The organism is Methylobacterium sp. CM6257, assembly GCF_054611515.1.
On sequence record NZ_CM137735.1, the window covers coordinates 3694266 to 3713836 of the forward strand.

At 63.0% G+C, this 19571-nt stretch carries 17 protein-coding genes; 11 read left to right on the forward strand and 6 right to left on the reverse strand.

The window, feature by feature from the left end:
* Positions 1 to 78: 78 nt before the first annotated feature.
* The 6 genes from ACYCO6_RS18140 (at position 79) to ACYCO6_RS18165 (ending at position 7508) form a co-directional block, all read left to right on the forward strand.
* Entirely contained in the window at positions 79 to 1329 is a 1251-nt protein-coding gene (locus tag ACYCO6_RS18140) for a sarcosine oxidase subunit beta family protein (protein WP_459761890.1), read from the forward strand.
* Between the two features lie 12 nt (positions 1330 to 1341).
* Entirely contained in the window at positions 1342 to 1629 is a 288-nt protein-coding gene (locus ACYCO6_RS18145) for a sarcosine oxidase subunit delta (RefSeq protein WP_459761892.1), read from the forward strand.
* On the forward strand, positions 1626 to 4661 hold the full coding sequence (locus ACYCO6_RS18150) for a sarcosine oxidase subunit alpha family protein (protein WP_459761894.1): 3036 nt from the start codon (positions 1626 to 1628) through the stop codon (positions 4659 to 4661). The genes ACYCO6_RS18145 and ACYCO6_RS18150 overlap by 4 nt, the downstream gene beginning before the upstream one ends.
* Positions 4654 to 5277, forward strand: coding sequence for a sarcosine oxidase subunit gamma (locus ACYCO6_RS18155; RefSeq protein ID WP_459761896.1), 624 nt, complete (start codon positions 4654 to 4656; stop codon positions 5275 to 5277). The genes ACYCO6_RS18150 and ACYCO6_RS18155 overlap by 8 nt, the downstream gene beginning before the upstream one ends.
* Before the next feature lie 229 nt (positions 5278 to 5506).
* On the forward strand, positions 5507 to 6196 hold the full coding sequence (locus tag ACYCO6_RS18160) for a helix-turn-helix domain-containing protein (RefSeq protein WP_459761898.1): 690 nt from the start codon (positions 5507 to 5509) through the stop codon (positions 6194 to 6196).
* A 262-nt stretch (positions 6197 to 6458) separates the two neighbouring features.
* Positions 6459 to 7508, forward strand: coding sequence for a ketopantoate reductase family protein (locus ACYCO6_RS18165; protein WP_459761900.1), 1050 nt, complete (start codon positions 6459 to 6461; stop codon positions 7506 to 7508).
* An 11-nt stretch (positions 7509 to 7519) separates the two neighbouring features.
* On the opposite strand, the gene ACYCO6_RS18170 is transcribed toward ACYCO6_RS18165, so the two are convergent.
* The 6 genes from ACYCO6_RS18170 to ACYCO6_RS18195 form a co-directional block, all read right to left on the reverse strand.
* Positions 7520 to 8521 (reverse strand): GlxA family transcriptional regulator, encoded by a 1002-nt coding sequence (locus tag ACYCO6_RS18170; RefSeq protein WP_459761902.1) that lies wholly within the window; start codon positions 8519 to 8521, stop codon positions 7520 to 7522.
* A 1699-nt stretch (positions 8522 to 10220) separates the two neighbouring features.
* Entirely contained in the window at positions 10221 to 10769 is a 549-nt protein-coding gene (locus ACYCO6_RS18175; protein ID WP_305539148.1) for a formaldehyde-activating enzyme, read from the reverse strand.
* 102 nt (positions 10770 to 10871) lie between these two features.
* On the reverse strand, positions 10872 to 12170 hold the full coding sequence (gene glnT / locus ACYCO6_RS18180; RefSeq protein WP_459761905.1) for a type III glutamate--ammonia ligase: 1299 nt from the start codon (positions 12168 to 12170) through the stop codon (positions 10872 to 10874).
* Positions 12171 to 12255: 85 nt separating this feature from the next.
* On the reverse strand, positions 12256 to 13602 hold the full coding sequence (locus ACYCO6_RS18185; protein ID WP_127992406.1) for an FMN-binding glutamate synthase family protein: 1347 nt from the start codon (positions 13600 to 13602) through the stop codon (positions 12256 to 12258).
* Positions 13602 to 14291, reverse strand: a complete 690-nt coding sequence (locus ACYCO6_RS18190) for a GltB/FmdC/FwdC-like GXGXG domain-containing protein (RefSeq protein WP_127992405.1) — start codon at positions 14289 to 14291, stop codon at positions 13602 to 13604. Before ACYCO6_RS18190 ends, ACYCO6_RS18185 begins: the two co-directional genes overlap by 1 nt.
* Positions 14291 to 15184: a class II glutamine amidotransferase gene (locus ACYCO6_RS18195; protein ID WP_459761908.1), complete on the reverse strand. Its 894-nt coding sequence runs from the start codon at positions 15182 to 15184 to the stop codon at positions 14291 to 14293. The genes ACYCO6_RS18190 and ACYCO6_RS18195 overlap by 1 nt, the downstream gene beginning before the upstream one ends.
* 790 nt (positions 15185 to 15974) lie before the next feature.
* On the opposite strand from ACYCO6_RS18195, the gene ACYCO6_RS18200 reads away from it, so the two are divergent.
* The 5 genes from ACYCO6_RS18200 to ACYCO6_RS18220 all read left to right on the forward strand — a co-directional run bounded on the left by ACYCO6_RS18200 (position 15975) and on the right by ACYCO6_RS18220 (position 19069).
* Positions 15975 to 16280 carry a hypothetical protein gene (locus tag ACYCO6_RS18200; protein ID WP_459761910.1) on the forward strand — a complete coding sequence of 102 codons (306 nt, stop codon included), beginning with the start codon at positions 15975 to 15977 and terminating at the stop codon, positions 16278 to 16280.
* Complete coding sequence (locus tag ACYCO6_RS18205) at positions 16277 to 16678, forward strand: hypothetical protein (RefSeq protein WP_459761912.1); 402 nt, start codon at positions 16277 to 16279, stop codon at positions 16676 to 16678. Before ACYCO6_RS18200 ends, ACYCO6_RS18205 begins: the two co-directional genes overlap by 4 nt.
* Before the next feature lie 63 nt (positions 16679 to 16741).
* Complete coding sequence (locus tag ACYCO6_RS18210) at positions 16742 to 16912, forward strand: hypothetical protein (RefSeq protein ID WP_459761914.1); 171 nt, start codon at positions 16742 to 16744, stop codon at positions 16910 to 16912.
* Positions 16912 to 18369, forward strand: coding sequence for an APC family permease (locus ACYCO6_RS18215; RefSeq protein WP_459761916.1), 1458 nt, complete (start codon positions 16912 to 16914; stop codon positions 18367 to 18369). The genes ACYCO6_RS18210 and ACYCO6_RS18215 overlap by 1 nt, the downstream gene beginning before the upstream one ends.
* A gap of 7 nt (positions 18370 to 18376) precedes the next feature.
* Positions 18377 to 19069 carry a hypothetical protein gene (locus ACYCO6_RS18220; protein WP_459761918.1) on the forward strand — a complete coding sequence of 231 codons (693 nt, stop codon included), beginning with the start codon at positions 18377 to 18379 and terminating at the stop codon, positions 19067 to 19069.
* The last annotated feature ends 502 nt before the right edge of the window (positions 19070 to 19571 follow it).

Here is a 19571-nt window from a genome sequence, read left to right on the forward strand (position 1 = left end):
GTAAATTGCCAGCCTGCCTCTCCGGTTGGCGGTTATCAAGGCTTCAACACGCCGCTGTCACGCAAAACGGTTTCATCCATGCGCTACTCCGTCTTCAGCGTCTTAGGCCAGGCCTTACGAGGCCAGCGGGATTGGAAGCCGCAGTGGCGCGATGCGGCACCCAAGACAGAATACGATGTCGTCATCGTGGGTGGTGGCGGGCACGGTGTTGCCACGGCCTATTACTTGGCCAAGGAGCATGGCATCACCAATGTGGCTGTGCTCGAGAAGAGCCACATTGGCTCGGGCAATGTTGGTCGCAATACAACGATCGTGCGCTCGAACTACGGGCTGCCCGGCAACATTCCCTTCTATGAGCACTCCATGAAGCTCTGGGAAGGACTGGAGCAGGACATCAATTACAACGCGATGGTCAGCCAGCGCGGCGTGCTGAACCTTTACCATTCGGATGGACAGCGCGACGCTTATGCCCGCCGCGGGAATGCTATGCGGATGGCGGGCATCGACGCTGAACTCCTCGATCGCGAGGGGGTGCGCGCCATGGTGCCCTTCATCGATTTCGACAACGCGCGGTTTCCCGTGAAGGGCGGGCTCCTGCAGCGCCGGGGCGGGACTGTGCGGCACGATGCGGTCGCATGGGGATACGCCCGCGCGGCGGACCAACGTGGCGTCGATATTGTGCAGAACTGCGCTGTCACAGGTATCCGACGTGAGAACGGTCACGTGGTTGGCGTCGAGACGAGCCGTGGTTTCATCCGCGCCAAGAAGGTCGCGTTGTCGGTGGCCGGCTCCAGTTCGTTGCTCGCGTCCATGGTCGACATGCGGCTGCCCATCGAAAGCCATGTGTTGCAGGCCTTCGTCAGCGAGGGCGTAAAGCCTCTCATCGACTGCGTGATGACCTTCGGGGCGGGCCACTTCTACGTCAGCCAGTCGGACAAGGGCGGACTCGTGTTCGGCGGCGATATCGACGGCTACAACTCCTATGCGCAGCGCGGCAATCTCGCCACGATCGAGGATGTCATGGAGGGAGGCATGGCCCTCTGGCCAGGCCTTGGTCGCCTGCGGCTCCTGCGCCACTGGGGCGGCATCATGGACATGTCGATGGACGGAAGCCCGATCATCGACCGGACCGACATCCGCGGCCTCTACCTCAATGCGGGCTGGTGCTACGGCGGCTTCAAGGCGACGCCGGCGGCCGGGTTCTGCTTTGCCCACCTGATTGCCCGTGACGAACCCCACACGGACGCTGCAGCCTACCGCCTGGACCGCTTCGCCACGGGCCACCTCATCGACGAGAAGGGCATGGGTGCCCAGCCGAACCTGCACTGAGGGTCACAGATCATGCGCATTCGATGCCCCTACTGCGGCGAGCGGGACAACGGCGAGTTCAGCTATTTCGGCGACGCGACGCTGACGCGCCCCGATGGCATGGAGACGGACGCCTCCACCATGCACGACTACGTCTACCTGCGCGACAATCCCGCGGGCGAGCACCGCGAGCTCTGGTATCACGCGGCCGGCTGCCGGACTTGGCTCGTCGTCACCCGCGATACGCGAACCCATACAATCAGTGACGTTTCGCCCGCTCGCGACGTCGCCCGCACCCGCCGGACGGGAGAAGCCGCATGACCACCATCAGCCTGAGGCGCTCGGAAGCCGGCGTCGCCGCTGTTTCCGCTGGTCGTACCCACGCGTTTCGCACCGCGAGCGGCGGCTTGATCGATAGGCGTCGCCCCCTCGATTTCAGCTTCGATGGAGCCCGCTACACCGGCTTCCAGGGCGACACGCTGGCCTCGGCGCTTCTCGCCAACGGTGTGCGTCTTGTCGGGCGCTCGTTCAAGTACCACCGCCCCCGCGGTATCCTCTCGGCGGGCTCGGAGGAGCCGAACGCGATTGTTGAGTTACGCACAGGTGCGCGCCGCGAGCCGAACACGCGCGCCACCGTGGCCGAGCTCTACCAAGGGCTTGAGGCAGTAAGCCAGAACCGCTGGCCCTCGCTGAAACACGATGCGTTGGCAGTCAATGCGCTCCTGAGCCCGATCTTCGCGGCAGGCTTCTACTACAAGACCTTCATGTGGCCAGCCTCCTTCTGGGAGAAGCTCTACGAGCCGATGATCCGGCGCGCGGCAGGACTTGGTCGAGCGGCGAACGCTCCCGATCCGGACACCTATGATCGGGAGCACGCATTCTGCGACGTGCTCGTCATCGGAGCCGGCCCGGCCGGCCTGTCGGCAGCGCTCGCGGCCGGGCGATCCGGCGCGCGAGTGATCCTGGTGGATGAGGATTATCAGCTCGGAGGTCGTCTACTTTCCGAGCGCCGTGAAATCGGGTCAGGCTCCGGCGTTGATTGGGCAGAGGAAGCGATCGCCGAGCTGCAGAGTATGGCGGAAGTGCGCATCCTCAGCCGCACGACCCTGTTCGGTGTCTATGATCACGGCGCCTACGGGGCTGTCGAGCGGGTCAGTGATCATCTGGCCGTGCCGGCCGCTCACGCGCCACGACAGCGCCTGTGGCGTATTACGGCAAAGCGTGCGGTACTCGCTGCCGGCGCGATCGAGCGTCCGCACGTCTTCGGTGGCAATGACCGACCGGGCGTGATGCTGGCGGGTGCCGTACGGGCCTACGTCAACCGCTACGGCGTCCTTCCAGGTCGGCGTGTGGCCATTTTCACCTCCAGTGATGATGGCTGGCGTACGCTCAGCGACGTCAGGGCTGCGGGGGGGGAGGTCGTCGCGGTCATTGACCCTCGGTCGTCCGTATCGCCGGTTCTGCGGCGTGAGGCCGAAGCCGCAGGGGCACGGGTCGTCGCAGGTGGCTACGTCTCCGGGACTAAAGGAAAGCTGGCGCTTGAGGCCGTTGAGGTCGTTGATGCCTATGGCAGTTCCGAGACCATCGCCTGTGACTGCCTCGCGATGGCCAATGGCTGGAATCCCATCGTTCATCTCGACTCGCACCTGTCACGCCGACCGGTATGGAACGAAGCCATCCACGCTTTCGTGCCGGCCACGCTGCCCTCCGGAATGGCCGCGGTTGGCGCCGCTGCCGGAAGATTGACTCTGGCCGAGTGTCTGGAGACCGGCGCGCAAGCGGGCGCCGAAGCTGCAACGGAGTGCGGCTTCAAAGCGGCGGCTTCCGACCGCCTCAAGACGGATCCGGAGAGTACCGAGCACACGCCCCTCTGGCGGGTGGCCAAGCCAAAGGGCAAGGCGTTCGTGGATTTCCAGAACGATGTGGCGGCCTCCGACGTGGAGCTCGCCCACCGCGAGGGCTTCCGAGCAGTCGAGCACCTCAAGCGCTACACCACTCTCGGCATGGCCACCGACCAGGGCAAAACGTCGAATTTGGCCGGCTTGAGCATCATGGCCGAATTGACGGGCCAGGCGGTGCCGAGCGTCGGCACGACCGTGTTCCGTCCGCCCTTCACACCCGTGGCGATCGGCGCTTTCGCGGGTCATCATCGTGGTAAGGAGTTCCGGGCAACGCGTCACGTACCCTCGCATGCCTGGTGCGAGGAGCAGGGCGCGGTCTTCGTCGAGACCGGCCTGTGGCTGCGCCCAGCCTACTTTCCGAAAGCCGGGGAGACCGACTGGCTCGAGACCGTCAACCGCGAGGTGAACACCGTCCGCAGCAAAGTCGGTGTCTGCGACGTCACCACACTCGGCAAGATCGACATCCAGGGTCGCGACGCGCTAGCTTTCATCGAGCGCGTGTGCGCCAACCCATTCGGGACGCTGCCCGTCGGCAAAGCGCGCTACGCGGTGCTCTTGCGCGAGGACGGCCTCGTGATGGACGATGGTACCATCGCCCGTATGGCCGACACGCATTACGTCATGACGGCCTCTACCGCGAACGCGGCGAGAGTGATGCAGCACCTCGAGTTCTGTCGCCAGTGGCTCTGGCCAGAGCTCGATGTGCAGATTGCCTCGATCAGCGAACAGTGGGCGCAATACGCCATCGCCGGCCCGCGTGCCCGCGACACTCTGCGCAGCGTCGTCGATCCCGGCTTTGACATCAGCAACGAGGCCTTCCCGTTCCTCGCCTGCGCTGACGTGACAGTGGGCGGAGGCATCCCGGCGCGCCTGTTCAGGATCTCCTTCTCGGGTGAACTTGCCTACGAACTCGCGGTACCGGCGGCCTACGGCGACGCCGCTTGGCGGGCCATCATGCAGGCGGGATCGCGCCATGGGATCACGGCTTACGGCTCCGAGGCGCTGTCGGTGATGCGCATCGAAAAGGGCCACGCAGCAGGCGCCGAGATCAACGGGCAGACCACCGCGCGCGACCTCGGTCTCGGAGGTATGCTCGCCAAGAAGAAGGACTACATCGGGCGCCTGATGAAGGAGCGGCCCGCTCTGACCGATCCTGATCGCCCGGTCCTTGTGGGCTTCCGCCCGGTTGATCCGAAGCAGCGCCTACGTGCCGGCGCCCACTTCCTCGCGGTCGGCGCCGAGCCGAGCCTGAGTGGTGACCAGGGTTACATGACCTCAGTCGCCTACTCGCCCAGCCTCGGCCACTGGATCGGCATCGGCCTGATCCGGCGCGGACCTGAGCGCCACGGGGAGCGCGTGCGCGCCTATGATCCCGTGCGCGGCGGCGATGTCGAAGTCGAGATCTGCTCGCCCGCCTTCGTGGACCCGAAAGAGGAGAAGCTGCGTGTCTGAGGCAGTGATGACGAGCGCGTGGCAGCCCCGTAGCGCCTGGGCGGGAATCGCCCGCAATGGGCGGCACGGCCGCTTGCAGGGTGAAGCAGGCATCCGGCTCTCACTCCGGGATGAGATTGGCCTCGCTACAATCATCGTAGCGGATGACCAGGAGACCAAGCTCCGGCAGATCTTGGCGGAACAGCTTGGCTTGCTCTTACCCAGAGCTGGAAAAACGAGCATCGAAGGCGAGAAAGGCCTTGTCTGGTCAGCGCCCGGCCAGTGGCTCGCAGTGGCCGAGTTCCGGCGGGACTTAGCGGCTCTGGCGGAGATTCTTCGCGGCGTGGCGGCAGTGACCGACCAGAGCGATGGACGCGCCCTGGTGCGCGTTTCGGGCCGACAAGCCCGCGCGATGCTGGCCAAGGGGGTGGCGGTGGACCTGCATCCGCGCGCCTTCCGAGCCGGGCAAGCTGCGGTAACGAACATAGCGCACATCAACGCGCAGATCTGGCAGCGGGATGAGGCGCCGACCTACGATATCGCCGTCGCGCGCAGTTTTGCAGGCAGCTTTTGGTCTTGGCTAACTCACGCTGCGGCGGAGTTCGGCTACGAGGTCGAGCACGCTCCAATGCACTGATCTGACGGAGCAATGGAGAGATTCGCCTTCTGGTGCGCCAGCGGACCAGGGGCGGCTGGTGCCCATGTCCACCGGAGGTGCCTCACCGGCACCTTACGGTGCCGGCATCGCTAACCGACCGCGGCCCATCTTAGCCAGACTGCTGCACGAATAGCAGATGCTGCGGCTCTCCACGACACGCCAGCGCAGAACGTCGCTTGTTCTGTCGGAAAGAGGCGAAGGCAGGCCCATGTCGCAGGTCACCAAATCTCCCGTGCCGCCAAACTCCCGTGTCCAGGTAAGATCAGTCTCGACTCTTCCCGAGGCGGAGCTCACGACGGCGTCCAGCGCTCCGCAGGAGAGCGCAAGGCCGCTAGAGAAAGCACTGGGGCATAAGGTAAGAATCCTCCGACGCGAGCGCGATCTCACCGCTGCGGAACTCGGACAAGCCGCGGGCATCTCACTCGCGATGATTTCGAAAATCGAGAATGGGCAGATATCCCCGTCCTTGTCGACGATCAACGCGCTCGCGAACGCGCTCAATGTGCCACTCAGCTCTCTATTCTCTACTTTTGAGGAGAAGCGTGACTGTTCCTTTGTGAAGGGTGGGCAGGGAGTTCTGATCGAGAGAGGCGGTACGAAGGCCGGGCATATCTACGAGCTGTTGGGAGCCTCATTGAGAGGCGACGTCGCCGTCGAACCTTATCTGATCACGCTGGAAGAGGATGCCGAGCCCTACACGAGTTTCCGCCACGCCGGTATTGAATTCATCTACATGCTGACCGGCGAGGTAATCTACAGACACTCCGGCCAGGATTACTTTCTCCGGCCCGGTGACTCGCTGATGTTTGACTCGGCGGGGCTGCACGGCCCAGTCCAGCATATAAGAACCCCAATGACATATCTCTCCATCATTATATATCCCCGTAGTCCGGCTTAATTTGGCAAGTTGCGCGCGGCCCGGAGCGTCGGATCGGCTATTTGGAACGTAGTCCCGTGGACTGCCGCGGAATGAGGATTCTGGCCTCCGGCAACAACTGCAGCCGCCGCGCGACTATCAACATCCTCGTCGACATCCAGTCTCCAAGATTAGTTGCGGGGCCGCGGCCGCGCCAGCTCCCATTACAGCTCCCAATTAGCAGCGCCGGGTCGGAAGCTGCTGGCATCGAAACCAGCTTGTAGGACGAACTATGGGAGTAGCCGTGACACGTCGCATTTTAATTTTAGGAGCTTCCTACGGTTCGCTGCTGGGGACCAAGCTCCTGATGGCCGGTCACAACGTGACCCTGGTCTGCCGGCGCAAGACCGCCGACCTGATCAACCGGGCGGGCACCGAGGTCCGCATCAAGCTGCGCGACGAGCCGAACCACCGCTCGATCCTGTCGCGCGACCTGCCCGGCAAGCTCGACGCGATGCCGCCGGAAGACGTCGACGTGTCGCGCTACGACCTCGTCGGTCTCGCCATGCAGGAGCCGCAGTACAACAACCACACGATCCGCGTCCTCATGATCAAGATCGCGGCGGCGAGGCTGCCGTGCCTGTCGATCATGAACATGCCGCCGCTGCCCTATCTCAAGCGGATCCCGGCGCTGGCCGCCATGGACCTCGAGGACGCCTACACCAATGCCGGCGTCTGGGACCGGTTCGAGCCGGGGCTGATGTCGCTCTGCTCCCCCGACCCGCAGGCCTTCCGGCCGCCCGAGGAGGAGGCCAACGTCCTGCATGTCGGGCTGCCGACGAACTTCAAGGCTGCGACCTTCGCGGACGCGGCGCACAACCGGATGCTCCGGGAGCTGGAGGCCGACATCGACGCGGTGCGCCTCGACGGGCAGGACGTGCCGGTCAAGCTCAAGGTGTTCGACTCGCTGTTCGTGCCGCTGGCGAAGTGGTCGATGCTGCTGACCGGCAATTACCGCTGCATCACCCCGGGCGAGCCGCAGTCGATCCACGACGCCGTCCACGGCGATCTGGCGCGCTCGCGGGCGATCTACGATCACGTCGACGCAATCGCCCGGAAGCTCGGCGCCGATCCGGCCGATCAGGTGCCGTTCGAGAAATACGCCAAGGCCGCCGAGAGCCTGCTGAAGCCGTCCTCGGCCGCGCGGGCGGTGGCGAACGGCGCGCCCTACATCGAGCGGGTCGATCTGCTCGTGAAACTGATCGCGCACCAGCTCGGCGAGCCCAGCGCCGAGATCGACCGCACGGTCGAGATCGTCGACCGGAAGCTCGACGAGCGGATCGTCGCTGGTTGACTCGCTGGGGATCAGCGCGGATCCTCGTTCCCCTCGCAGTCAGTTTTACGGGCGCTGACAGGAAAGGCGGATTCAGGCAGCCGTTCTACTGATGGGCTATAGCTGAAATAGGCTCGGTAGCATCGCGAGAAGTGTGCGAGGCTTGAAAAGCCTGTCGCCGTGGCAATAGAGCTAATTGGCAGGCAGCTCTGACGCAGCAGGCGTTTGGCGTGGTCTAGGCGGATCTTCCGGTACTGTTCTGAGAAGCTGCATCGCCGCTTCTCACGGAAGAGCCGGTCAAGTTGGCGCTCACTCAGCCCGATGCGTGCAGCCATCCCCCCACGACTAAGAGGAGCTTCCACGGTCCTGTGCATAATTTCGATGGCTGCAATCAGCGCGGGGTGGTGAACGCCGTATTGCTCAGCGAGAGAGGCGCCCTGCAGGTGTTCCGGCGCGCCTATTGGGGTATGGAGAAGACAGTCTGAAACTCGCTTTGCAAAGTCTTCGCCCAGGCGGTCAGCGATAAGCGCGTGCATCAGGTCGAGAGCGGCAATGCCACCGGCGCAAGTCACGCGATCTCCAGCAAGAACAACGCGGGCGAGATCGGGCGTCACATCCTGACGTTCTTTCATCGAAGCGGCAGCGTGTTCCCCGCCTATGGTGAGATCGGAATTTTCAAGAAGTCCTGCCGCCGCCACCACGTAGGTGCCGCCGGATATTCCGCCTATGCGGGTTCCACTGCGAGCCAAACATCGCAGTGCGGCGTGAACAGCCGGTTGCTTCCATGTTGCCGGTTCGCCGTCTGCACAAACGAAGACTGTGTGCAGCGCCCCTCGGTCTGACGGTAATGGTTCGACGGGGATCTCCGCTCCGGACGAAGCAGCGACGCGGCCCGCAGTCTCATCGCCGAAGAAGCGCAATCGGTATAGCGAACATCCAGCGAGGCGATTCGCTGCATGAAAAGGCTCGCAAGCGGCAGCAAAAGACAGGAGTGCAAAACCTGGAACGAGGAGGAAGCCAATCTCCTGAGCCAAAGTCGTCCTGTTCACTTATGCCCCCGATGGAGATCCGTCGCCACGAGAGCGAACCCTCATACTGTGCACCAGGATACCACCTGCCGGCGCGGGAGGTATCGACGCCAGCCCCTGGCCCGAGTCAGCGCGGCTCGACATTCAACCAGCACATGAGGTCAGCGATTCTCGCGAAAGTACCGGGGTGATCGGGCTACGGCTGTTCTACTGCGCGGCGTCCGGCGCTACCTTCAGCTTGTTCGCGCTCTCGACAGCTCAGAATGAGGTCGCCTTCGAAGCCGACAGCTACCCTCGGAGGCACCGTAGTTCCTGCCGTGTAGATCTTCGGGACGCCAGCGAGCGAAGCTTACCTGCTCACGGCCACCGAATGCAGGGATGTATCTCGCCGTCGCTGGTTCCGACGCAACCCGATCGGATCAGCGTCTAAACTCATGCGCATGGAGCATGGCCGAGATGTGAAACCCCCGCTACCGGTTTTCGTTGTGCGACGCCACATAAGGATCACCAACAGAAAAAGATGGCAAATCCGATGGCCGCCCTGCTGCTCTACTATATCATCTGTGCCGGTCTTACCGCGTCAATCTACTACGGCTTCCGCCTTGCTGTATCAGCGAGGTTTGGACTTGCTGTTCGACTCGCCGACAGCCTCCGTCCGGTTCCCAATCTCCAGAGTTCGAGGGATCGGATTTCCTGCAACAACGAGAATTTTGTGAGTTCACGCCACCGCGCTGCGTGACGATGAAGTGGCTTTGAGCGATGCTCGGCTGATACGAAGTGGCCCGCCCAGCTAGACTGAGGCGGGCCTTTGTTTGCGGCCGTACGACCGCAGTACAGTTGCCTTTCGGGCAGTGCGGTGACACTCCTTCGCCCCCAAGAACTCGGAATGTGTGACTTAGGTGACTTATGGGAGGAAGGCTCAGAAGAAAAAACGGCATAAACTAGCGGAGGGTCGGGCCTGTGTGTTTGGCGACGCTAAATCACCGTAAACTCAGCTTTGACTAAGCTCATAATCAATCAGCTGGTTGGTCCTCGCGGAGGATTATATACATCCTCGACGTACTGCGCTGTGGCACGGTTCGGTATTTGACCCTTCGGGCCGCGAATGCTGCAGCATTTTCTCGGCCAGTACACGAGGGCTAGCCCACGCTACGCCCAGCCAGTGTGTGGACGACGTGCGGTCGCGACGTTTCGAGGTATGCCGAGCTTCAGCGAGGACCGCGCGTAAAAGCGCAGCACAAACGGCTAGCGGCTCGTCTGCTGCCGTGGATGGACCCGGCCAACACCCCCACCGATCGCAATAGGCTACGGGACGCTCTCCCGGCCGGCAGATCAGTCGGAGCCGCCAACCTGGAAGGACGGTTCTGGCCAAGCACATGCTCGAGTCGAGGCCGCCGAGGAGGCGAAGATCGTCCTCTCGCAGCCAAGCGTTAGCAGGAGCTGCCTGGCCAAATACTCGCGTGACTATCAATGCCCACAGCTCATCATCGAGCCGATGCGCATCGAGTGTCCGCGCCAGTAAGCCAGAGATTATCTCAAGCCGTCTTTCGAAATGGGCCTCGGCCAGGATTTCTGAAGGTCGCATGAGGGCTCAAACCTGATGTCAGAGTTGCCGCTACCAACGCGAGACGGCCGTCGCTGCAAGGTTCTCTCGATTACTTGCGCCCTGCAAATCTACTGTGAGACGCTAAAGCTGTTTATGCAGTCAGATTTTCCCTTCGAGGCCCATCTTGTAATACTTGTGCACGATCTTGTCCTGGTTCTCCAGGAGCCAGTCGATCGACGGCTCGTTGGTCATGGCCTTGCGGATCGCCTCGGTCATGCCCTTGCGCTGGATCTCGAACAGCGCCTTGTGGTCGACCGTCTCGGCCTCGATCACGCCGGGGCTCAGCCAGACCGAGCAGATGATGCCGAGGTCGTTGGCCTTCTCCTTCGGGATGTAGCCCGCCCGCACGGCGTCGAGCACGCCGTTGGCGATGGCGAACTGCACCGTGCCCATCAGGATCGACGTGTACTTGCTCTCGGTGACGCTGACCTTGGAGACGCAGAGCGTCACCGGGCGGACCATGATGTCGGTGTTCAGCAGCGCGAAGACGCGGCTGTGGCCCACCACTTGGTCGCCCGTCAGCGTCGCGAGTGCGGTGCCGACCGGCCCGTCGAGTTCACCGATGATGACTTCCGGCTCGGAGGCCGTGTTCGGAGGGCCGCCCGCCACGAGGGCTTCGCCGGCGCGGAGGATGATCCGTTCGCTCATGCGTGCTGCCTTTAGGTGTTCTATGACCGAGCAGGTCGTTGCGTACTGGGCTAACTTGATCAGTCGCGCCGGGCGGCACGACCGCCCGGCGACGCAATTACCTCAGCAATCGAGCGTGTTGTCGCGCTCCCACTGAGTTAGATGGCGGCAGTAGGAATTCCACTCTTCCTGTTTGAGCTTGAGGTAGCTTGGTACGAAGCTGCCGAACGCGTCATTCAGCACGTCGCAGCGGTCGAGTGCCCGCATCGCATCGAGCATGTTCAGCGGCAGCTGTTTAACACCCTCGACCGTGTGACCGTCGGTGTACATGTTGATGTCGAGACGCTTGCCTGGATCACGCCGGTTGCGCATCCCATCGAGGCCTGCGGCCAGGATCCCAGCCTGGAGGAGGTAGGGATTTGCCGCCCCGTCCGCGAGCCTAAACTCGAAACGGCCGCCGTCCGGGATCCGGATCATATGGGTGCGGTTATTGCCCGTGTAGGTGACGGTGTTGGGGGCCCAAGTGGCGCCCGACGTGGTACGCGGCGCGTTGATGCGCTTGTAGGAATTCACGCAAGGGTTGGTGATTGCCGCGAGCGCGTCGGCCGAATGGATCAGGCCGCCGATGAAGTGGTAGCCCTCCTTCGACATGCCGATCTCATCGGATTTGTCGCTGAAGATGTTTTGCCCGTCGCGCCAAACTGAGACGTGGGCGTGACAGCCTGAGCCCGTCAGATCCATGAAAGGCTTGGGCATGAATGTCGCTCGAAGCCCGTGCTTCTCGGCAATCGAGCGGGTCATGTATTTGAAGAAGGCGTGCCGATCGGCCGTGACGAGCGCGTCGTCGTAGTCCCAGTTCATCTCAAACTGGCCGTTCGCGTCCTCGTGGTCGTTCTGGTACGGCTTCCAACCGAGCGCGAGCATCGCGTCGCAGATCTCGGTGATGACGTCGTAGCGGCGCATCAGGGCGGACTGGTCGTAGCAAGGCTTCATCTGCTTGTCGGCCAGATCCGCCGGCTCGGACCCACAGGGCGTGATCAGGAAGAACTCGCACTCGACCCCGGTCTTCATCTGCAGCCCGTCACGGGCGGCGTCCTTGATCAGGCGCTTGAGGATGTTGCGCGGGCCCTGCTCGACGGGCTTGCCATCCATCACGAGGTCGGCGGGCAGCCAGCCGACCTCGGGCTTCCAGGGCAGCTGGATCAGCCCGTCCGGATCGGGTACCGCGAGGAGGTCCGCATCGGCCGGGCTCATGTCGAGCCATGTCGCGAAGCCGGCGAAGCCCGCCCCGTTCTTGCAAGTGCTGCGGATAGCGGCCGCCGGTACGAGCTTGGCGCGCTGGGTGCCGAACAGGTCCGTATAGGAGACAAGGAAGTACTTGATGCCGCGCTCTTTAGCGGCGGTCTCGAGATCGAGCGTCATCGCGAAGCCCTCCCTAGGGCGGAGATGGATAGGGTGCCTTATTGGCAAAGGCCGCCCCCGTGAGGGAGCGGCCTTTGCAGTGTTCTTAGAGAGCCGTCTTGCCCGGGACCCAACCGGTGCCAGCGAGCGGCACTTGGGCCATCGCAGCGGCTTCGATCGTGAGCGCCACCAGATCTTCAGGCTCAAGGTTGTGCAGGTGGCTCTTTCCGCAGGCCCGGGCGATGGTTTGCGCCTCCAGTGTCATGACCGCGAGGTAGTTCGCGAGCCGCCGCCCCGCGAGCACTGGGTCGAGGCGCTTCGAAAGCTCCGGGTCCTGCGTGGTGATACCGGCGGGATCCTTACCCTCATGCCAGTCGTCGTAGGCGCCAGCCGTGGTGCCCAAGGCTTCGTATTCGGCCTGCCAGCGAGGGTCGTTGTCACCGAGCGCGATCAGCGCCGCGGTGCCGATCGCGACCGCGTCGGCGCCCAATGCCAGAACCTTGGCCACGTCAGCGCCCGAACGAATGCCGCCTGACACCACGAGTTGCACCTTCCGATGCAAGCCGAGATCCTGCAGCGCCTGTACGGCGGGGCGGATTGCCGCCAGTGTCGGGATGCCGACGTGCTCTATGAAGACATCCTGCGTCGCCGCGGTGCCGCCCTGCATACCGTCAAGCACCACCACGTCGGCGCCCGACTTCGCTGCAAGCGCGGTGTCGTAATAGGGCCGCGAGGCGCCAACCTTCACGTAGATCGGCTTTTCCCAGTCGGTGATCTCCCGCAGTTCCTCGATCTTGATCTCAAGATCATCCGGACCTGTCCAGTCCGGATGGCGGCAGGCCGAGCGCTGGTCGACCCCTGGCGGCAGGCAGCGCATGCCAGCGACCCGCTCGGTGATCTTCTGGCCAAGCAGCATGCCGCCGCCGCCGGGCTTGGCGCCCTGCCCGATCACGACCTCGATCGCGTCGGCCCTGCGCAGGTCATCCGGATTCATGCCGTAACGCGAGGGCAGGTATTGATACACGAGCTTCTGTGAGTGACCACGCTCCTCCGGCGTCATACCGCCGTCGCCCGTGGTGGTGGAGGTGCCCGCGAGCGTGGCGCCGCGCCCGAGCGCCTCCTTGGCATTCGCCGACAGTGAGCCGAAGCTCATGCCGGCGATGGTGACCGGAGTCTTCAGCTCGATCGGCTTCTTCGCGAACCGGGAGCCGAGCACCACCTCCGTGCCGCAGCGCTCGCGGTAGCCCTCTAACGGGTACCGGCTAATCGAGGCGCCGAGGAATAGGAGGTCATCGAAGTGCGGCAGCTTGCGCTTCGCGCCAGCGCCTCGGATGTCATAGATGCCGGTGGCCGCAGCGCGACGGATTTCGGACATCACGTCGGGCGTGTAAGTCGCGGAGAAGCGCGGCTTGGTGCGCGGGGTGCCGCGCGGATCCTTCGAATGCTCGGCCATCAGTAGGCTCCGGCGTTGTCGACGTGGAAATGGTAGAGGTTACGCGCCGAGCCGTAGCGCTTGAACTCGGACGGATCGATTTCGCCCGCGAGTCCAGCGAGCTTCAGTTTGGCGTAGAGCTGCTCGCGGTGCTCGTCGCGCATCTCCTTCTCGATGCAGTCGGCGCCGAGGCTCTTTACCGAGCCACGAACGAACAGTTTGGCCTCGTAGAGTGAGTCGCCGAGTGCCTCGCCGGCATCGCCCAGCACGGTCAGCGTGCCAGCTTGGGCCATAAAGGCCGACATGTGGCCGATTGAGCCCTTCACGACGATGTCGACGCCCTTCATCGAGATGCCGCAGCGAGCACCTGCATTGCCGTCGATCACAAGGAGGCCACCATGCGCCGTGGCGCCCGCCGATTGACTGGCGTCGCCCCGCACGTGGACGAAGCCAGAAATCATGTTCTCGGCGACACCCACCCCCGCGTTGCCGTTGATGACCACGCTCGCGAGCTTGTTCATGCCGGCGCAGTAGTAGCCGACGTTGCCCTCGATCTCGACGCTGATCGGCGCGTCGAGGCCTGCCGCGATGGCGTGGCGCCCGTCCGGGCCCCGCACAGTCCAATGCGTCTCGTTGGTGTCCGGCCGCAGCGCGTGAAGCGCACGGTTGAGCTCGCGCAAAGGCGCATTGTTCAGGTCATAGGTCGGCATCAGTGGCGCTCCCAGGCGTAGACCTTGGCCGGCTCGGGCTCGAAGACGCGGGCCTTGTCGATGCCAGGCAGGCCGACGAGGGCGCGGTATTCGGAACCGAAGGCGACGTAATCGTCCGTTTCCGCCATGACGGCGGGCTTGCAGGCGATCGGGTCGCGCACGACCGCGAAGCCGGTCTCAGTTCCGACCACGAAGGTGAAGAAGCCGTCGAGGTCGGTCAGGCTCGACTCGAGGGCTTCTTTGAGCGACGCGCCCTCCCGCATGCGCCAGCTCAGGTAGCCAGCAGCGACTTCGGTGTCATTCTTGGTTGCGAAGCTCAGGCCCTCACGCTCAAGGCGCCGGCGCATGTCGTTGTGATTCGACAGCGAGCCGTTGTGCACGAGGCACTCGTCTGACCCCGTGGAGAACGGGTGGGCGCCGTTCGTGGTCACGGCACTCTCGGTCGCCATACGGGTGTGGCCGATGCCGTGGCTGCCGGACATACCGGCAAGATTGAAGCGCTCGGCGACAGAAGCCGGCAGACCGACCTCCTTGTAGATCTCCATACGGCGACCCGAGCTGACGATATCAATGCCGGACGTGTTGGCGCCGAGCCAGGACCGAATCTGCTCTTCGCGCTCGGCCGGTACAGACAGCACGGTGTGCGTGTCGCGCTCCGTCTTCTCGAAGGTGCGCTTAAAGACCTCCTCAAGGCCGGAAACCGCCTTGCGCAGCGCCGCCTGATCAGGACCGCGCAATGTCAGCTTCACGCCCGCAGCATCCGAGCCGTACACTGCGAAGCCCGCGCTGTCGGGACCACGATCAGTCATCGTCTCCAGCATATTGGACAAAAGACTGCCAAGCTGTGGCTCAAGTTTGGGGTTCTTCAAGAACAAACCGACAATACCACACATCGCAAGTTCTCCGTGTCACAGCTCGATGGGATTACTGCTCGCACACTCCGCGCCCGGCGTCAACTGTGGGTCACAAAAATTTCTTTGTGAGAAACATGGTCGGCGGGTACCGGACGGGTACGAACCGGCTCGCGGCCGTTTGCGGTGAGACCGAGAGATGCCGCAACGGGGCGATAATTCAGAAGGCCTAAAGCACCTCTTGCTGATAACCGCGGCGACTTCGCAACTGCTGCAAAGAATCTTGCAGGGTAACTGGGTCAGCGGCTGGATAGTGGGTCAAGAGAAAAGCTGAGGGCGACGCGGAACTTGTGAAATCCTATACATGCCAACGGAGCTGAAGTTGCCTCGGTTGGACAACGAAGCCCTAGTGTAAACTCTGAGTGCAGTAAGCAAAACTTAGGCCGAGCGTATCACCCAGCTACGACGACGTGCGCGACGTTAGCTGAACTGCGTCAGTATACCTGCTTCAGCCGCGCTTGTGCCTTCCTGCTGAGAAGCAAATTTTCTCCATAAGCGAGCCGCCGTCAAGCCCCGACTATAAGCAGAGTGCGCTGCGGCTTCGGGGGGCAACGAGGCATATCTGCCGCCGCGACTATGGCGGCCCACTCAGTCTCCACGACCGCGAAGTTCGTCGGTCACGCTTGGGTATCGACGCTGAACCGGCACAAAAATTCGTGTTCGCGCCTTATCTCACCCGCTTTGGGCCTTGACACCACAGCCTCTATGGCAGGATCTTTCCGCAAAAGAACGGGCGGTTCCCAGAAAGAAATTTCTTAGCGGAGGGCGTGCCATGCTGCACCAAGATCCCCGAATTTCGTCAATGTTCAAACGTGATTGTGCGGCAGCAACATGCGCCGTGCTGGCAGTATGGCTGCTCTATGCATTCACATTTTGGAGCATGTGGCGGGTCTTTGAGGGAGCTAATCTTCTGATTCCCATGGCGGCAATCGGGTTTGTGGTTCTTCTGCTCAATACGGCTTCCATCGCTGCCATGATCAAACACTATGCCGAGGACAAATCAGCGATCTACGGCACCGACATCTTCTACCTCGACCACCTCCGCGATCTGCGTGAGAACAAGGGAGTGAGCAAATGAAGAAATTACCCTACGAGCCGCCCACACAGTCCGTCGCCGGCCAGATCTTCGATGCGCTGTTGATGCTCGTTCTAGTGTTTATTACACTCTATCTGCCGCTTTGGCTCAAGCTTGCCGGCGGCGGGACGACCACCACCGAATACCCGAATCCCTCCTGGCAGGCGCTCGGGCAGAACACTGTCATGGCGGCGCAGTGGGAGAAGCTCGGATTTTCGGCCGAAAAGGCCGCAAGCATCATCGGAACTCGCTTTGATTATAGTTTTAACTGGCTAGCTCTGGCTTTCACTGCGATTATCATCGTCGGGTACTTTGTTTTTATGTTTCGTTACTCCGATCACGAGTATCGCGACGTCATTGCCGAGCGGTTCGGCGACGATCGACGCCGTAAGGCGCGCTGAGCGCAGCCTCGCTGCGGGCGCGATCTGGACCAGCCTTATTTCCTTCCTGCAAGGATACCCGTGATGGTGGACATCATGAACTGGAGCGCCTGGGCGATAGCCGGTGCGCTCGCGCTCTGGATGGGCGTCAATCTTATTCGCACCAACAAAGCTTTCAGCGAGGACTACCTCCTTTCCTCCGAGGAGGGAGAGATCGTGGATGCCGACGTCGGCGAGACGGCAGCGAGGTCGTGATGCAGAACGTTCAGGTTGCTCCTCAACCGGGGGTTCACGCCCCTGACCTTCGACTGGCAGAAGCCCCTTTGGTGGTGGCAGCTGCCCCGGCCAAGAAGATTGCGCTCCTTCGTGTGCTCGGGCCCGGTCACGTCTGGGCACTGGGGGTTGGGATCGTGCTCGTCGGCGAGTTCATGGGCTGGAACTTCGCGGTCGGAAAAGGGGGACCGGTCGCGGCACTCACTGCCTGCTGGCTCGCTGGCATCCTCTACACCTGCGTGGCGATGATCGACTCTGAGATCACCTCGACGGTGGCCGCTGCAGGGGGCCAGTACGCGCAAGCCAAACACATTATCGGGCCGCTCGCTGCCTTCAACGTCGGCCTGTATCTCGTGATGGCCTACACCATGCTCGAGGTCTCAAATGCCATCGTGACGGGCGACCTCATTGAGGCGTTCTTGACCAATCTCGGCGTAGCTGGCGCTGTCGACAAGCGCGCCTTCATGGTGCTCACCATCGTGGCGCTCGCGTTCCTCAACTACCGCGGCGTGCTCGCCTCGCTCACCATGAATCTCCTGATCACGGCGGCGGCTTTCCTCGCCATCGTGGTTCTATTCGTAGCTGCGCAACCATGGGCCCCGGGCGCGGTGCTGCAGCACGACGCGCTCCTCGTCGGCCTGCCCTACGGCAACCTCGGCATCCTTGCGGCCATGCATTTCGGCCTGTGGTTCTATCTCGGGATTGAGGGGACGACCCAAGCCGCCGAAGAGGTTCGCTCCCCAGCCCGCGCCCTACCGCTTGGCACCATGACAGGCATGATTACCCTCCTCATTGCGGCGACCGCCACTTGGTACGTCTGTTCCGGCTTGATGCCCTGGGAATACCTCGGACAGGCCGTGACGCCGCTCTACGATGCGGGCAGACTCACGGGGAACCGCTGGCTTGAGGTCTTCCTGTTCTTTGGGACACTGTTCGCCACCGTTGCTTCCGCCAACGGCTGCATCAACGACGCGTCGCGAGCCTGGTTCGCGATGGGGCGCGACCGCTACATGCCGGCCTGGTTCGGTGCCGTGCACCCGGTCTATCACACCCCATACCGCTCGATCGTGTTCTTCGTCCCCGTGGCGATCTTGTTCGCAGTCTCGACTCCCCTCGACCAGACCATCACCTTCTCGATCTTGTCGGGGCTGCTCGGCTACACCTTGATGGCGCTTTCCATCATCCTGTTCCGCCGCAAATGGCCGCTGGGAACCATTCAGCGGGGCTACGTTCATCCGCTGCACCCGTTGCCGTCCCTGCTGCTACTGGTCCTGTGCAGCGTGACCTATCTCGCCGTCTTCCTCGGCTACGGAACGCAGCTTGTCGCGATGATGGCCTTCTACATCGCAGCTTCAGCTTGGTTCGTGCTGCACCGCTACAAATATGTCCGGCGCGGCGACCAGTTCACGATGCACTGGCCGAAGCCGAAGGGCTACTGAGGTCGACATGATCGAGTTCCTCGCTCTCCCGATCCTTGGCACCGCTGGCTACGCGCTTTACCGGCGCGCTCTGGCGGCGTCGGCAGGGCGGGCGGGGATGCTCCAGCCCTGCGGGTCCGTCCTAGCGGAACCGGTCTACGGTCGCGATCGTACCGGCTATGGCACACTTAAAGGCCGCTTCGCAGGCTTTTCGGTCGAGGTCAGGCTCATCCCCGAAGCCCTCGCCTTCCGGCGTCTACCGCAGCTCTGGCTCAGCGTTTCGGTGCACCACTCAACTGGGCGTTCGGAAATCCTTGACGTCCTTCGCCGCGTAGCCGGCGCCGAGTTCTATGCGCCTGGACCCGAGCTCTTAGCCCGCTATCCTGTCCCGCCCGGCTGGCCGGGCGAGACGCTGGTGCGCGGCTCACGCGGAGCCAACGATCTGCTCCGCCGCGTCGACGGTCCCATCGCGAAAATCCTTGCCGAGCCACGCGTGAAGGAGGTGCTGCTCACGCCTCGAGGGGTTCGGATCGTGACTCAGCTCTGCCAGGGCGAGCGCGGTGCCTATCTGCTCCTGCGCGAGAACCGCTTTCCGGTCCCGCATGTCGGTCCGGAGCTCCTGCAGCCACTGCTCGCCCAGGCCACCGACTTGGCGCGACATCTCATCAGTGAAGGCGCAGCCCATGAACCTGACGAAGTCCGTGCGCGCAGCGCAGCCTAACCCGTACCTTGTCCTCGCAGCGGCGATTCTGCTGCCTGGTGTGGGCCATGTCCTCGTCGGCAAAGCACAGCGGGGATTAGGGTTCGCATTTTTCACCCTGGTCGGAGCCTGGCTGACCACAAAATTCGCTGCGCCGGACGTTGGTGTTATCGGACGCCATGCGGCGGGTCTTTTCGTTTGGGCTCTGTCAGTCCCCGACGCGTATCGAAGTGCACGACTGCTGGGACTGGAATCATCCGGCTCCGCCGCAGCTGCGCCTCTCGTCCGCTCAATGCCGTAACTTCTACCCTCCTGGACCAGTACAGCCGTCGCCGTGGCGGCCTGGCCTGTTCTGTTCACAGTTCCGCCGCAGGCGCATGCAGGCGCCTCCACCAGGACGTCACGCAGGCCATCCCGAGGTGGGTCTTGCGGCTGGGTTGGCCGGGCCGTGCGCTCCACATGGTTAGGCTTGCTCAAGGGGCATGGTGTGGCGGCCATCAAGGCCGACTGCGGCAACAACCAC